At 59.9% G+C, this 13,942-nt stretch carries 14 protein-coding genes and 1 other RNA gene; 11 read left to right on the top strand and 4 right to left on the bottom strand.

What is annotated here, in order from left to right:
* The first annotated feature begins 136 nt into the window (after window positions 1-136).
* Window positions 137-754 (top strand): glutathione S-transferase N-terminal domain-containing protein, encoded by a 618-nt coding sequence (locus tag ACA044_RS25240; protein WP_007905304.1) that lies wholly within the window; start codon window positions 137-139, stop codon window positions 752-754.
* Window positions 755-770: 16 nt separating this feature from the next.
* Entirely contained in the window at window positions 771-1,184 is a 414-nt protein-coding gene (locus tag ACA044_RS25235; RefSeq protein ID WP_497443777.1) for a ClpXP protease specificity-enhancing factor, read from the top strand.
* A gap of 115 nt (window positions 1,185-1,299) precedes the next feature.
* Here the strand turns inward: ACA044_RS25235 and ACA044_RS25230 are convergent, their stop codons facing one another.
* The 4 genes from ACA044_RS25230 to ACA044_RS25215 form a co-directional block, all read right to left on the bottom strand.
* Complete coding sequence (locus ACA044_RS25230) at window positions 1,300-1,878, bottom strand: BON domain-containing protein (RefSeq protein ID WP_497443776.1); 579 nt, start codon at window positions 1,876-1,878, stop codon at window positions 1,300-1,302.
* Entirely contained in the window at window positions 1,875-2,468 is a 594-nt protein-coding gene (locus ACA044_RS25225) for a phosphoheptose isomerase (protein ID WP_007904374.1), read from the bottom strand. The genes ACA044_RS25230 and ACA044_RS25225 overlap by 4 nt, the downstream gene beginning before the upstream one ends.
* 104 nt (window positions 2,469-2,572) lie before the next feature.
* Window positions 2,573-2,935 carry a YraN family protein gene (locus tag ACA044_RS25220; RefSeq protein WP_497443775.1) on the bottom strand — a complete coding sequence of 121 codons (363 nt, stop codon included), beginning with the start codon at window positions 2,933-2,935 and terminating at the stop codon, window positions 2,573-2,575.
* The gene (locus ACA044_RS25215; protein WP_497443774.1) at window positions 2,935-4,746 is read right to left on the bottom strand and encodes a penicillin-binding protein activator; all 1,812 of its coding nucleotides are present in this window, start codon (window positions 4,744-4,746) and stop codon (window positions 2,935-2,937) included. Before ACA044_RS25215 ends, ACA044_RS25220 begins: the two co-directional genes overlap by 1 nt.
* A gap of 177 nt (window positions 4,747-4,923) precedes the next feature.
* Between ACA044_RS25215 and rsmI the strand changes: the two genes are divergently transcribed.
* The 9 genes from rsmI to mraY all read left to right on the top strand — a co-directional run bounded on the left by rsmI (window position 4,924) and on the right by mraY (window position 13,938).
* Window positions 4,924-5,829 (top strand): 16S rRNA (cytidine(1402)-2'-O)-methyltransferase, encoded by a 906-nt coding sequence (gene rsmI / locus ACA044_RS25210; RefSeq protein ID WP_497443773.1) that lies wholly within the window; start codon window positions 4,924-4,926, stop codon window positions 5,827-5,829.
* Window positions 5,830-5,902: 73 nt separating this feature from the next.
* An RNA gene (rnpB, locus tag ACA044_RS25205) (RNase P RNA component class A) lies at window positions 5,903-6,256 on the top strand.
* A gap of 351 nt (window positions 6,257-6,607) precedes the next feature.
* Window positions 6,608-7,063, top strand: coding sequence for a division/cell wall cluster transcriptional repressor MraZ (gene mraZ, locus ACA044_RS25200; RefSeq protein WP_186530428.1), 456 nt, complete (start codon window positions 6,608-6,610; stop codon window positions 7,061-7,063).
* Window positions 7,060-8,007 (top strand): 16S rRNA (cytosine(1402)-N(4))-methyltransferase RsmH, encoded by a 948-nt coding sequence (gene rsmH / locus ACA044_RS25195; protein ID WP_497443772.1) that lies wholly within the window; start codon window positions 7,060-7,062, stop codon window positions 8,005-8,007. The genes mraZ and rsmH overlap by 4 nt, the downstream gene beginning before the upstream one ends.
* Entirely contained in the window at window positions 8,004-8,297 is a 294-nt protein-coding gene (gene ftsL, locus ACA044_RS25190) for a cell division protein FtsL (RefSeq protein ID WP_003205353.1), read from the top strand. The genes rsmH and ftsL overlap by 4 nt, the downstream gene beginning before the upstream one ends.
* The gene (locus ACA044_RS25185; protein ID WP_497447304.1) at window positions 8,297-10,036 is read left to right on the top strand and encodes a peptidoglycan D,D-transpeptidase FtsI family protein; all 1,740 of its coding nucleotides are present in this window, start codon (window positions 8,297-8,299) and stop codon (window positions 10,034-10,036) included. The genes ftsL and ACA044_RS25185 overlap by 1 nt, the downstream gene beginning before the upstream one ends.
* Complete coding sequence (locus tag ACA044_RS25180; RefSeq protein ID WP_497443771.1) at window positions 10,036-11,496, top strand: UDP-N-acetylmuramoyl-L-alanyl-D-glutamate--2,6-diaminopimelate ligase; 1,461 nt, start codon at window positions 10,036-10,038, stop codon at window positions 11,494-11,496. Before ACA044_RS25185 ends, ACA044_RS25180 begins: the two co-directional genes overlap by 1 nt.
* Window positions 11,489-12,856: a UDP-N-acetylmuramoyl-tripeptide--D-alanyl-D-alanine ligase gene (locus tag ACA044_RS25175; protein WP_497443770.1), complete on the top strand. Its 1,368-nt coding sequence runs from the start codon at window positions 11,489-11,491 to the stop codon at window positions 12,854-12,856. The genes ACA044_RS25180 and ACA044_RS25175 overlap by 8 nt, the downstream gene beginning before the upstream one ends.
* Window positions 12,856-13,938 carry a phospho-N-acetylmuramoyl-pentapeptide-transferase gene (mraY, locus tag ACA044_RS25170; protein WP_497443769.1) on the top strand — a complete coding sequence of 361 codons (1,083 nt, stop codon included), beginning with the start codon at window positions 12,856-12,858 and terminating at the stop codon, window positions 13,936-13,938. The genes ACA044_RS25175 and mraY overlap by 1 nt, the downstream gene beginning before the upstream one ends.
* The last annotated feature ends 4 nt before the right edge of the window (window positions 13,939-13,942 follow it).

The raw sequence follows: 13,942 nt of genomic DNA, 5'->3' as shown, positions 1-13,942 counted from the left end.
ATTGCTGTTAATCGCGCGCGCCCAAGGGCGTCTCTGAAGGTGTAACGAACCTGGTGATCCAGGCGTTACGGGAGGCGTCCTCTGGGCGCGCGTGTTTTTCCGTTTCCGATAATTTCAACAAGCGAGGAGGACCGCCATGGGCGTGACCAATCGGTTGGCCTGTTACTCCGACCCCGCCGACCACTATTCCCACCGAGTGCGCATCGTACTTGCAGAGAAGGGTGTCAGCGCCGAGATCATTTACGTGGAAGCTGGTCGCCAGCCGCCTAAACTGATTGAAGTGAACCCTTACGGAAGCCTGCCTACCCTGGTCGATCGTGACCTGGCGTTGTGGGAGTCGACCGTGGTGATGGAATATCTGGATGAGCGTTACCCGCACCCGCCGCTACTGCCGGTTTATCCTGTGGCGCGTGCCAACAGCCGTCTGCTGATTCATCGCATTCAGCGTGACTGGTGTGGCCTGGTGGATCTGATTCTGGATTCCCGGACCAAGGAAGCAGCCCGTGTCGTGGCTCGTAAAGAGCTGCGCGAAAGCCTGACAGGCGTGTCGCCGTTGTTCGCCGACAAGCCGTTTTTCCTCAGTGAGGAACAAAGTCTGGTGGATTGCTGCCTATTGCCAATACTCTGGCGATTGCCGATTCTGGGTATTGAACTGCCGCGGCCTGCCAAGCCGTTGCTTGATTATATGGAGCGCTCGTTTGCGCGTGAGGCTTTCCAGGCGAGTCTGTCTGGTGTCGAACGCGATATGCGCTAAGGCTTAAGGAGCCGCTATGAACTCCAGTCGACCTTATCTGGTCCGCGCGCTCTACGAGTGGATTGTGGACAACGATTGCACCCCGCACATGCTGGTTAACTCCGAGTATCCGTCGGTGCAGGTGCCTCAGGGTTTTGCCAGTGACGGACAGATTGTCCTGAACGTTTCCCCGGCGGCCGTGCGTCATCTGCACATGGACAACGAGGCAGTCAGTTTCGAGGGGCGCTTTGGTGGCGTGCCACACACCCTGTACGTGCCTATCGCGTCGATCCTGGGTATTTACGCTCGGGAGAACGGTCAGGGCATGGTGTTCGATATGGAATCGCCTCTGGAAGGCGAGGACGAGATCGAGCCGGATGATGATGTTCCGCCACCCGACAGCGAGCCGCCGCGTCCCAGCGGTCGACCCAGTTTGAAAGTGGTGAAGTAATAAAAAAGGCGATCCGAATGGATCGCCTTTTTTATTGCTTCTGTAGGAGCCAGGCTTGCCGGCGAAGGCGATCTTCAGGGCACCATCGCCAGCAAGCTGTGCCCCCACAAGGGGGTCAGTCGATGTACTCAAACAACTTCACGATCTTCTGTACACCGGAAACGCCTTGCACCAGATTGGTCGCCTGAGCCGCTTCCTGCTTGGTCAGCAGACCGAGCAGGTAGACGATGCCGTTTTCGGTCACGACTTTGATGCGCGAGCCGGGGATGGAAGCATCGGTGAGCATCTGGGTCTTGATCTTGGTGGTCAGCCAGGCGTCGTTCTGGCGTGCCAGCAGCGAGGACGGTTGCAGCACTTGCAGCTCGTTGTGCACCTTCTTTACCCGCTGAACGGCGCCGGCAACCTGTTCAGCCTTGGCCTTGAGGTCGGCGCGAGGGGTTTGCCCGGCCAGCAGCACCACACCGTTGAAGCTGGTGACGACGATGTGCGAGTTGTTGTCCAGGTCCGGATCAGCCTTGGCGATGTTTACACCGGCCTTGGTTTCGATCAGGGAGTCGTCGATCTTGCTGCCGAAGGTGCGGGTGCCGCGGTCATCGTCGATCGGCGCTTCACGGCTGGCGTTAACCACCGAGGTGCAGCCGCTGATGCCGAGGCACAGGGTCAAGGCCAGTAGGCCTAGGCGATTAGGGGTCATTCTTCACTCCCGAACAGTTGGCTGTCGATCAAATCGCAAAGGCAATGGATCGCCAGCAGGTGGACTTCCTGAATACGTGCAGTGACGTTGGCCGGTACGCGAATCTCGACGTCTTCTGGCAAAAGCAGTGAAGCCATGCCGCCGCCGTCACGACCAGTCAATGCTACGACAATCATTTCGCGATCATGTGCGGCCTGGATCGCTTGAATTATGTTTGCCGAGTTGCCGCTGGTGGAAATTGCCAGCAAAACATCACCCGGCTGGCCGAGGGCGCGAATCTGTTTGGAGAAGATTTCGTTGTAGCTGTAGTCGTTGGCGATCGAGGTGATCGTCGAGCTGTCGGTGGTCAGCGCGATGGCGGGCAGGCTCGGGCGTTCGCGCTCGAAGCGGTTGAGCAGTTCGGACGAGAAGTGCTGTGCGTCACCGGCGGAACCGCCGTTGCCACAGGACAGCATTTTGCCCTCGTTGAGCAGGGCGTTGACCATGACCTGGCTGGCTTGCTCGATGTGCGGTGCAAGTACGTCCATCGCCTGTTGCTTGGTGTCGATACTGGCCTGAAAAAGCTGGCGAATTCGCGATTGCATGTCCATCTGTGTGACCTTAATTAGCGCGGCTACTCGGCACATGAATGTGCAGCCCGCAAAGCAAAGAGCAAAAGTGTTGGGTGAAGGTGTCCGGTTCGGGGCGCAAGCGATCAGCTATCAAAGGCATTCTGCAACCAGTTCAACTGATCAAGGTTGCTGTCGATGGCAACCACGTCGAAGCGACAGGGGGAGTTGGCCCAGCGCGACTCGTGCTGAAGAAAATACTGTGCGGCGAAAATCAGTTTCTGCCGTTTGCGCCCATCGATGCTGTCGAGCGCGCCACCCCATTGGGTGTTTTTTCTGTAGCGGACTTCGACGAATACTACTGTATCGCCATCAAGCATGACCAGATCAAGCTCGCCGCGTTTACACAACCAGTTCTGCGCCAGCAGGCGCAGACCCTGTTGCTGAAGATGCTCGAGCGCATGGCGCTCGGCATCTTTACCGCTTTGCTGGCGTGACCTTTCAGGCATCAGCGCGAGGTGTCCGGCAGGCGTTGAACCTGACCATTGACGAACTCTGCCCATGGCAACTGACGCTCGACCCGTTGATTCTGAGTCATGCCCAGGCTGCCCGATTGACCTTGGATGCGGCTGTCCGGCAAGGCCTTGAGTTGCCCCAGGCGCGGTGCCAGGCGATAGGCGTCAACGCCCATCGCGTACAGGCGACCCAGGCTGCCGCCGGCTTGTGGCCATTGTGCAGTGACCTGTTTGCGCAGCGGGTCGTTGGCATCCAGCAGCCATGGGGTTTCGCAGAAGCGAATACCGTTCATGTCGTTGTACTGGTTCTGGTCGCCGCTGGCACTGAACACGTGGGAGGTGGCGTAAACCGGTACGTCACCCGCGTACTGGAAGTTCAGGGTCGGTTTGATCTGTTGAGCCTGTTGTGGTGTTGCGGCCAGGAAGATGAACTCGATGTCCTGACGACGCGAAGGCTGGGCGGCTACCTGCGAACCAACGGTGCTTTGCAGGCTCTTGGCGCGGCCTTCGCTCTGGCGCAGCTGGAACATGTCGGCAATTTGCTGGGCCAGCTGCACCGGTTGGTCTACGCGTTCGGTAGCGACGATGCTGCCACCGTTGGCTTGCCAATCCTGGCTGAATGCCCTGAGTACGCGATCACCCCATTCGCCTCTCGGTACCATGATGGCGGCGCGGTGCAGGCCATCGGCGCGCGCGCGACGGGACACTTCGCGGGCTTCGTCTTCAGCGGCAAGGCCGAACTGGAACAGTTGGGCCGGACCTTGTTCGCCTTCGCTGTAGTTCAACGCCAGGGTAGTGATTGGCAGTTGCGGGCGCGCGCTGAGCTGTTTGACCAGCGGCTTCTCCAGCGGGCCGACCACCAGTTGCACGCCGTCGGCCTGAGCCTTGCGATAGAACTCGTCGAGGGAGGTCAGGCGCGAGCTGTCATAGAACTCGATGGCTGGTGGCTTCTGCCCGGCTTGTTGCGCCTGGTAGTGAGCGGCCATGAAACCTTCGCGCAGTGCTTTGCCAACCGAAGCCAGTGGGCCATCTTGCGGCAGCAGCAGGGCGATCTTGCTCAGGGGCTGGCTGGCCAGTTCCTTGAGCTTGGTCAGTGGCAGCGGCAGCTGGATGGCGGCCGGGTGCTTTGGATTCTGTTCGCGCCAGTTGTCTATCGCGGCTTGCTGCTGTTCCAGGGTGCCGGCCGTTTTCACCGCCAGCGCCAGACGTATCCAGCCGCCGAGGTCATCGTCGGTGGTTGGCTGCAACTGATCGGTCGGCAGCGAAGCGATCAGGGTCCAGATCGCTTCGTGGTTTTTGCTGGCGGCTTCACCTTCAAGCATCGGGGCAATGAAGATGCGCTCGCGCGCGGCGGGCAGGGTCTGGCCGTCGGCCTCGAGGGCGCGGGCATGAACGGTGCCGGTGCGAACCTGTTGTTCCACCGGCAGTTCACCCAGGCGTTGCAGGCTCGGATGGCTCAGGGCAGTCAGCGCCGCTTTGGGCTGATTGCGGACCATGGCCAGTTCAGCCGCCAGGGTACTGGCGAAGACTTGTTGGCCCGGCTTGAGTTGTTCCATCGGTACTTGTTGCAGGATTTGCGCGGACTGGCCGGCATTGCCCTGACGATAAGCCAGGTCTGCTGCGCTCAAGCGCAAAAGAGCGGCTTTTTCCGGATCTTTGCTTTGAGTGGCCTGTTCGAGCAGTTGCTCGATACTGGCATCCGGGGTCCGTGGAAGTTCGCCAAGGCTGGAAGAGGGCGAGCTGGCGCAAGCCGCCAGTAAGGCAGCGAGGCAGAGGGCAGTGAACAGCCGCAGGCAAGCGATCATGTAAGTGTTCCTGATACTCGATCAAATTAGCGTGGAATTGTACCCAAGCACTGGCCGGGGCGCGATGTTACTGGCGTGAATCGGTCAATTTAGCTCGTGTAAATGTTGCAGCACTGCACAAAAGGTTGAAAAGCCCGGGGAGGGCGAGACGTATCGCAAGCGCCGCTACGCGCTACAATGTCGCCTTTTACCGATCATGAGGTGTGCGCTTTGACTGCTCCAGGTGCTTTGAATTCCGCTGCTGGCTCGCTTTATGTGGTGGCGACGCCCATCGGCAACCTGGACGACATCAGTGCGCGTGCGCTGAAAATCCTGCGCGAGGTCGCCTTGATCGCTGCCGAAGACACTCGCCATTCCCAGCGATTGATGCAGCATTTCGGTATCCCCACGCCGCTGGCGGCTTGCCATGAGCACAACGAGCGGGAGGAGGGTAACCGCTTTATCACGCGTCTGCTGGCGGGCGACGATGTGGCGTTGATCTCCGACGCCGGGACGCCGCTGATTTCCGATCCGGGTTATCACCTGGTACGACAGGCCCGTGCAGCGGGGATCAATGTGGTGCCGGTTCCGGGGGCGTGTGCATTGATCGCGGCACTCTCGGCGGCGGGACTGCCATCCGACCGTTTCATCTTCGAAGGTTTTTTGCCGGCCAAGGCTGTCGGCCGACGTGCTCGTCTGGAACTCGTAAAAGAAGAGCCGCGCACGCTGATTTTCTATGAAGCCCCACACCGCATCCTCGAATGCCTGCAAGACATGGAGCTGGTATTTGGCGCCGAGCGTCCGGCGTTGCTGGCGCGTGAACTGACCAAGACCTTCGAAACCCTTAAGGGCCTGCCACTCGCCGAGTTGCGTGAGTTCGTCGAATCGGACAGCAATCAACAGCGTGGCGAGTGTGTAGTGCTGGTGGCGGGCTGGTCTGCCCCTGAGACCGAAGACGCTGTCAGCAGTGAAGCCATGCGTATTCTCAACCTGCTACTCGAAGAGGTGCCGCTCAAGCGAGCGGCGGCATTGGCGGCGCAAATTACTGGCGAACGCAAGAATGTGCTTTATCAGGTCGCGCTGGATAAACAGAAGGGCGAGTAAACCGACGTGCAGCGCCGGCCAAGGGCTTTTAACGCTTGTTCTTCGGCCGCTCTGCCGTTAACCTTCGCGGCGGAGAGTCGATCGGACAGTCGCTGCCCTCTATGAAAATTAGGGGGGGGAGGAAAGTCCGGGCTCCATAGGGCGAAGTGCCAGGTAATGCCTGGGAGGCGTGAGCCTACGGAAAGTGCCACAGAAAATAACCGCCTAAGCGCTTCGGCGCCGGTAAGGGTGAAAAGGTGCGGTAAGAGCGCACCGCACGTCTGGCAACAGTTCGTGGCTAGGTAAACCCCACTTGGAGCAAGACCAAATAGGGTCCCAAGGCGTGGCCCGCGCTGGGACCGGGTAGGTTGCTAAAGATGTCCAGTGATGGCCATCGTAGACGAATGACTGTTCAAGACAGAACCCGGCTTACAGATCGACTCTCCACCTTTTTTCTCTGCTTGAATCATTGGCAGCGATGTGTGTAATGGCAATTTCCCTCCCTGCTGAATCAATAGCAGAAGCGCTTTTGTAATACCGAAAAAATCTTACTCTTAACAAACTACTTTAACTTCTGAACGCAGCCTTCTGTGCTGATTCAAGTTATTGGGCAAATTCATCCGTCAGATTCTCGTTAACCCTCCTTTTACGCTCCTAAATCTCCGTTCTGTAAGGCTTTTCCTTTAATCCGCGCCTTGACGGTGTGGTGGGCGCATTCCTATAGTGTGCACAAGTGGCGGAAAGTGGCATGAAGTGGGTTTTTTGAGCGCAAAACGCTAATATTTGGAGAAACGCTGACGTGTTTCGCGGAGCTAACGCTATCAGTCTCGATGCAAAGGGCCGTCTCGCTATGCCGAGCCGGTACCGTGACGAGCTCGTTTCGCGTAGTTCCGGTCAATTAATCGTCACCATCGATGCCGTTGATCCGTGTTTGTGTGTTTATCCCCTCGATGAGTGGGAAATTATCGAAACCAAACTGCGCGCACTGCCTTCGCTTCGCGAAGAAAACCGCCGCCTGCAACGTTTACTGATTGGTAATGCCGTCGACCTCGAGCTCGATGGCAGTGGTCGTTTTCTGGTTCCGCCACGCCTTCGCGAATATGCCAGGTTGGATAAGCGCGCAATGCTGGTAGGCCAATTGAACAAGTTCCAATTGTGGGACGAGGATGCCTGGAATGCGGTTTCTGCCGCTGACCTGGCTGCTATTCAACAACCGGGCGCCATGCCTGATGAACTGCGTGATTTGATCCTGTGACTATTGATAGCGGCTTTAACCACATCACCGTACTGCTTGACGAAGCCGTCGAGGCTCTCGCCGTACGTCCTGATGGCTGCTATCTGGACGGTACGTTCGGGCGCGGCGGGCACAGTCGGTTGATCCTCAGCCAGCTCGGGCCCGATGGTCGGTTGCTCGGATTCGACAAAGATCCTCAAGCGATTGCCACCGGGCAAACGCTAGCGGCCGAAGACGGCCGCTTTGTCGTTGTACAGCGCAGCTTTGCCGAGCTCGGTTCGGAAGTCGCCGAACGCGGTCTGGCCGGCAAGGTCAGCGGTGTTCTGCTTGACCTCGGCGTGTCTTCGCCACAGCTCGACGACCCGGAGCGCGGTTTCAGTTTCCTCAACGACGGTCCGTTGGACATGCGCATGGACCCGTCCCGCGGGATCAGTGCTGCCGAGTTCGTCAACACCGCGCCGGTGGAAGAAATCGCCCACGTGTTCAAGCAATATGGCGAAGAGCGTTTCTCCGGGCGCATGGCGCGTGCCGTGGCTGAGCGTCGCGACATCAAGCCGTTTGAGCGCACCGCCGATCTGGCTGAAGTGCTGAAAGTTGCCAACCCGGCGTGGGAAAAGGGCAAGAACCCGGCCACCCGTGCATTCCAGGGCCTGCGCATTCACGTCAACAATGAACTGGGCGATCTGGAAGCCGGCCTCGACGCCGCGCTGGAATGCCTGGAAGTCGGCGGTCGTCTGGTGGTGATCAGCTTCCACTCGCTGGAAGACCGCATCGTCAAACTGTTCATGCGCAAACTGGTGAAAGGCGAAGCCGACAACCTGCCGCGCAACCTGCCGGTCCGTCACGTCGCTTTTGAACCGATCATCAAAATCCATGGCAAAGCGCAGTCCGCCTCCGAGGCAGAACTCAAAGCCAACCCACGTGCCCGTAGCGCCGTCATGCGTGTCGCGGAGAAGTTGCGGTGAGCAAGCTTTTCGCCAAGCCACTTCCTGGCGGAAGCTTTTTCATGCTGCTGCTGTTTATCGGCGTGCTCGTGTCGGCCATCGGCGTGTCCTATAGCGCACACTGGAACCGTCAGCTGTTGAATTCGCTGTACAACGAATTGAGCGTGCGCGACAAGGCGCAGGCGGAGTGGGGCCGCCTGATTCTCGAGCAGAGCACCTGGACCGCCCATAGCCGTATCGAAGTCCTGGCCACCGAGCAACTGAAGATGCGCATTCCCGGCGCAGCTGAAGTGCAGATGGTGGCGCCATGATGAAACTCGAAGGCGCGCTCTTCCCGTGGCGGTTCCGTCTGGTGCTGGGTTTGCTCGGCATCATGGTGGCGGCGATTGCCTGGCGCATCATCGATTTGCAAGTGGTCGACCGTGACTTCCTTAAAGGTCAGGGCGACGCGCGCAGTGTTCGTCACATTCCGATTCCGGCTCACCGTGGTCTGATCACCGACCGTAACGGCGAGCCGTTGGCCGTGAGCACCCCGGTCACCACCTTGTGGGCCAACGCCAAGGAAATGCAAACGGCCAAAGAGAAATGGCCGGCACTGGCGGCTGCCCTGGGGCAGGACCCGAAAGCCCTGGCCGAACGTCTCGAAGCCCAGGCCAACAAAGAATTTATTTATCTGGTGCGCGGGCTGACCCCCGAGCAGGGCCAGGCTGTGCTCGACCTGAAAGTGCCAGGTGTTTATGGCATCGAAGAGTTCCGGCGTTTCTACCCGGCGGGTGAAGTCACCGCCCACATGGTCGGCTTTACCGACATCGATGATCACGGACGCGAAGGTGTCGAACTGGCCTACGACGAATGGCTGGCCGGCGTCCCCGGCAAGCGACAGGTGATCAAGGACCGGCGCGGCCGGCTGATCAAAGATGTCCAGGTCACCAAAAACGCCAAGGCCGGCAAGCCCTTGGCGTTGTCCATTGACCTGCGTCTGCAGTACCTGGCCAACCGCGAACTGCGTAACGCGATCATCGAGAACGGCGCCAAGGCCGGCAGCCTGGTGATCATGGACGTGAAGACCGGCGAGATCCTCGCCATGGTCAACCAGCCGACCTACAACCCGAACAACCGTCGCAACCTGCAACCGGCGATGATGCGCAACCGCGCCATGATTGACGTGTTCGAGCCGGGGTCGACCATGAAAGCGATCTCCATGAGCGCCGCGATCGAAACCGGGCGCTGGAAACCGAGCGACACCGTCGAGGTGTACCCGGGCAGCTTGCAGATTGGTAAATACACCATCAAGGACGTATCCAAGACCGAAGGTCCGGTGCTCGACCTGACCGGCATTCTGATCAACTCCAGTAACGTCGGCATGAGTAAGGTCGCGTTCGATATCGGCGGCGAAACGATTTTCCGTCTGGCGCAGAAAGTCGGTCTCGGCCAGGACACCGGCCTGGGCTTCCCGGGCGAACGCGTCGGCAACCTGCCGAACTATCGCGAATGGCGCAAGGCTGAGACTGCAACGCTGTCCTACGGCTACGGTATTTCCGTGACCGCGATCCAGCTGGTCCACGCCTTCTCGGCCCTGGCCAACAACGGTCGCCTCGCGCCGCTGACCCTGATCAAAACCGACAAGGCGCCGCAAACCACACAGGTATTGCCGGAAGCCGTCGCGAAAACCATGCAAACCATGCTGCAACAAGTGATCGAAGCCCCGCGCGGCGTGTTCCGTGCGCAGGTGCCGGCGTATCACGTGGGCGGCAAGTCGGGTACCGCGCGTAAAACGTCGGTCGGCACCAAAGGCTATGCCGAGAACTCCTACCGCTCGCTGTTCGCCGGTTTCGGCCCGATGAGCGATCCGCGTTACGCGATTGTGGTGGTGATCGATGAACCGACCAAGGCCGGTTATTTCGGTGGTCTGGTGTCGGCGCCGGTGTTCAGCAAAGTGATGTCCGGGACCTTGCGCCTGATGAACGTCACCCCGGACAACCTGCCAGCCACTCAACAAGCGAACGCCGCACCGGTCGTTCCGCTGAAAGCTAATGGAGGGCGCGGCTGATGTCGCTGAGCCTGAACAAGATTTTCGCCCACGCCGGCCGTGATCTATTGATCCGCGAATTGGCGCTTGACAGCCGTAACGTACGGGCAGGCGATTTGTTTCTTGCGGTTCCGGGCGGCAAGTTCGATGGGCGTGCGCACATTGCCGACGCCTTGCAACGCGGCGCTGCTGCCGTGGCTTATGAAGTCGAAGGCGCGACCGTGCTGCCGATTACCGACGTACCGCTGATTCCGGTCAAAGGCTTGGCGGCGCAGCTGTCGGACATCGCCGGGCGTTTTTATGGCGACCCGAGCCGTCACCTCAACCTGATCGGCGTAACCGGCACCAACGGTAAAACCAGCGTGACCCAATTGGTCGCGCAAGCCCTCGACTTGCTCGGTCAGCACTGCGGCATAGTCGGCACCTTGGGCTCCGGTTTCTACGGCGCGCTGGAAAGCGGCCTGCACACCACGCCGAACCCGATTGCGGTGCAAGCGACCCTCGCCGACCTGAAAAAGGCCGGTGCCAAAGCCGTGGCCATGGAAGTCTCTTCCCACGGCCTGGATCAGGGGCGCGTGAGCGCATTGGCCTTCGATGTGGCGGTGATGACCAACCTGTCGCGCGATCATCTGGATTACCACGGCACCATGCAGGCCTATGGCGAAACCAAGGCCAAGCTGTTTGCCTGGAATGATCTGAAGTGCCGGGTGGTAAACCTCGACGACGATTTCGGTCGGCAACTGGCCGAAAAAGGCGAGTCGCGATTGATCACCTACAGCCTGGAAGATTCCAGCGCCTACCTGTATTGCCGCGAAGCGCAGTTCGACGACGAAGGTGTGCGCGCCACGCTGGTCACGCCGCAAGGCGAGCACCATTTGCGCAGCACCTTGCTCGGTCGCTTCAACCTGAGCAATGTGTTGGCCGCAGTCGGCGCCTTGCTCGGTCTGGACTATGCGCTGGACGAAATTCTCAAAGTGCTGCCGAAACTCGAAGGCCCGGCCGGTCGCATGCAGCGCCTGGGCGGCGGTACCCAGCCGCTGGTGGTGGTCGATTACGCCCATACGCCAGATGCGCTGGAAAAAGTCTTGATGGCCCTGCGTCCTCACGCCAAAGGCCGGTTGCTGTGCCTGTTCGGTTGCGGCGGCGATCGCGATCGCGGCAAGCGTCCGCTGATGGCGGAAGTGGTCGAGCGTCTGGCCGATGGCGTACTGGTCACCGATGACAATCCGCGCACCGAAGATCCTGTCGTGATTTTCGACGACATCCGCGCCGGTTTCACCGCTGTGGATAAAGTTGCCTTCGTCGCCGGCCGGGGCCAGGCGATTGCCCAATTGATCGCCAGCGCTTCGGCGGATGACGTGATTGTTCTGGCCGGTAAAGGTCACGAGGACTATCAGGAAATCAACGGCGAGCGCCACGCTTTCTCCGATCTGGTCGAGGCCGATCACGCCCTGACCGCGTGGGAGGTGGCCCATGCTTAAAGCCTTGAGACTGAGTGAACTGACCAGCGCATTGAATGGCCGTCTGATTGCCAGCGACGCCAGCTTCGACGGCGTCAGCATCGACAGCCGCGCGATCAAGTCCGGCCAGCTGTTTATTGCTCTGGCCGGCCCGCGTTTCGATGGCCATGACTACCTTAATGACGTCGCCGCCAAAGGCGCCGTGGGTGCCCTGGTCGAGCGCGAAGTTGCCGACAGCGCGCTGCCGCAACTGCTGGTCAAGGACACCCGCCAGGCCCTCGGTCAATTGGGCGCGATGAACCGTGCAGCATTCACTCAGCCGGTCGTGGCCATCACCGGTTCCAGCGGCAAGACCACGGTCAAGGAAATGCTCGCGAGCATCCTGCGCACGCGCGGTCCTGTGCTGGCGACCCGTGGCAACCTGAACAATGACCTCGGCGCTCCGTTGACCCTGCTCGAACTGGCCCCGGAACATACCGCCGCCGTGATCGAACTCGGCGCTTCGCGAATTGGCGAAATCGCTTACACCGTCGCCATGACCAAACCTCACGTGGCCATCATCAACAACGCCGGGACCGCCCACGTCGGCGAATTCGGCGGGCCGGAAAAAATCGTTGAAGCCAAGGGCGAGATTCTCGAAGGGCTGGATGCCGATGGCGTCGCCGTGCTGAACCTCGATGACAAGGCTTTTGAAATCTGGAAGACCCGTGCCGACGGTCGCAAAGTGCTGACGTTTGCCCTGAGCAACCTCAGCGCCGACTTCTACGCCAGCGATCTGGATCGCGACGCCCGCGGTTGCCCGGCGTTCAACCTGCACAGCCCTGAAGGTGTGGAACGGGTTCAACTGAACCTGCTGGGCACCCATAACGTCGCCAATGCCATGGCCGCCGCCGCTGCCGCCCATGCCTTGGGCGTGTCACTGTTCGGCATCGCCACCGGTCTCGGCGCTGTGCAACCGGTCAAGGGGCGCACCGTCGCGCAACTGGCGACAAACGGCATGCGCGTAATCGATGACACGTACAACGCAAACCCCACCTCCATGTGCGCCGCCGTTGATATACTCGCCGGCTTTTCCGGTCGCACCGTTTTGGTGCTCGGAGACATCGGCGAGTTGGGCGATTGGGCGGAGCAGGGGCACCGCGATGTGGGCGAGTACGCTCGCGGCAAGGTTTGCGCGCTTTACGCGGTCGGGCCAATGATGGCTCACGCCGTGAACGCTTTCGGCGAGCAGGCTTTTCACTTCAGCACACAGGCTGAGCTGATCAAGGCCCTGGAAGCCGAGCAGGACACAAACACCACCATTTTGATCAAGGGCTCGCGCAGCGCCGCGATGGAAAACATCGTCGCCGCTTTGTGCGGGACCCGTCTGGAGAAACATTAATGCTGCTGCTGCTAGCGGAGTATCTGCAACAGTTCTACAAAGGCTTCGCGGTCTTTCAGTACCTGACCCTGCGCGGGATCCTCGGTGTGCTGACCGCGCTGGTCTTGTCGCTGTGCTATGGCCCGTGGATGATCCGCACTTTGCAGAACCGTCAGATCGGTCAATCCGTTCGCAACGACGGTCCGCAATCGCACCTTTCCAAGTCGGGCACCCCGACCATGGGTGGCGCGCTGATTCTTTCGTCCATCGGGGTCAGCACGTTGCTCTGGGCTGACCTGGCCAACCGTTACGTTTGGGTCGTGTTGTTGGTGACCCTGCTGTTCGGTGCCATCGGCTGGGTCGACGATTACCGCAAAGTCATCGAGAAAAACTCCCGAGGCCTTCCGAGCCGCTGGAAATATTTCTGGCAGTCGGTGTTCGGTCTGGGCGCGGCGATCTTCCTTTATATGACCGCGGCAACGCCGGTAGAAACCACCCTGATCCTGCCGATGCTCAAGGACTACAGCATTGCGCTGGGCGCGGGCTTCATCGTCCTGACCTATTTCGTGATTGTCGGCTCGAGCAACGCGGTCAACCTGACTGACGGCCTCGACGGTCTGGCGATCATGCCCACCGTGATGGTCGGTGGCGGCTTGGGGATCTTCTGCTACCTGTCGGGTAACGTGAAGTTCGCCGAATACCTGCTGATTCCTTACGTGCCGGGCGCGGGTGAGTTGATCGTGTTCTGCGGCGCGTTGATCGGCGCGGGCCTGGGTTTCCTCTGGTTCAACACCTATCCGGCACAAGTTTTCATGGGCGACGTCGGCGCACTGGCGCTGGGCGCGGCTTTGGGCACCATCGCGGTGATCGTCCGGCAGGAAATCGTCCTGTTCATCATGGGCGGCGTGTTCGTGATGGAAACCCTGTCAGTCGTGATTCAGGTTGCCTCCTTTAAGCTGACCGGTCGCCGTGTGTTCCGCATGGCACCGATTCACCACCACTTTGAACTCAAGGGCTGGCCCGAGCCGCGTGTGATCGTCCGTTTCTGGATCATCACCGTGATTCTGGTACTGGTCGGCCTTGCCACCCTGAAGCTGAGGTAGAACG

This window comes from Pseudomonas sp. LBUM1673, from assembly GCF_059695645.1.
This window is presented reverse-complemented; position numbering and strand designations above follow the sequence as displayed.

Bases quoted from the DNA above. Each gene is read 5' to 3' on its own strand.
- ACA044_RS25225 (WP_007904374.1), bottom strand. From the start codon at position 2,468: ATGGACATGCAATCGCGAATTCGCCAGCTTTTTCAGGCCAGTATCGAC.
- mraY (WP_497443769.1), top strand. From the start codon at position 12,856: ATGCTGCTGCTGCTAGCGGAGTATCTGCAACAGTTCTACAAAGGCTTC.
- ACA044_RS25175 (WP_497443770.1), top strand. From the start codon at position 11,489: ATGCTTAAAGCCTTGAGACTGAGTGAACTGACCAGCGCATTGAATGGC.
- ACA044_RS25235 (WP_497443777.1), top strand. From the start codon at position 771: ATGAACTCCAGTCGACCTTATCTGGTCCGCGCGCTCTACGAGTGGATT.
- ACA044_RS25215 (WP_497443774.1), bottom strand. From the start codon at position 4,746: ATGATCGCTTGCCTGCGGCTGTTCACTGCCCTCTGCCTCGCTGCCTTA.
- ACA044_RS25230 (WP_497443776.1), bottom strand. From the start codon at position 1,878: ATGACCCCTAATCGCCTAGGCCTACTGGCCTTGACCCTGTGCCTCGGC.
- rsmI (WP_497443773.1), top strand. From the start codon at position 4,924: ATGTCGCCTTTTACCGATCATGAGGTGTGCGCTTTGACTGCTCCAGGT.
- ACA044_RS25180 (WP_497443771.1), top strand. From the start codon at position 10,036: ATGTCGCTGAGCCTGAACAAGATTTTCGCCCACGCCGGCCGTGATCTA.
- ACA044_RS25220 (WP_497443775.1), bottom strand. From the start codon at position 2,935: ATGCCTGAAAGGTCACGCCAGCAAAGCGGTAAAGATGCCGAGCGCCAT.
- ACA044_RS25185 (WP_497447304.1), top strand. From the start codon at position 8,297: ATGAAACTCGAAGGCGCGCTCTTCCCGTGGCGGTTCCGTCTGGTGCTG.
- ACA044_RS25240 (WP_007905304.1), top strand. From the start codon at position 137: ATGGGCGTGACCAATCGGTTGGCCTGTTACTCCGACCCCGCCGACCAC.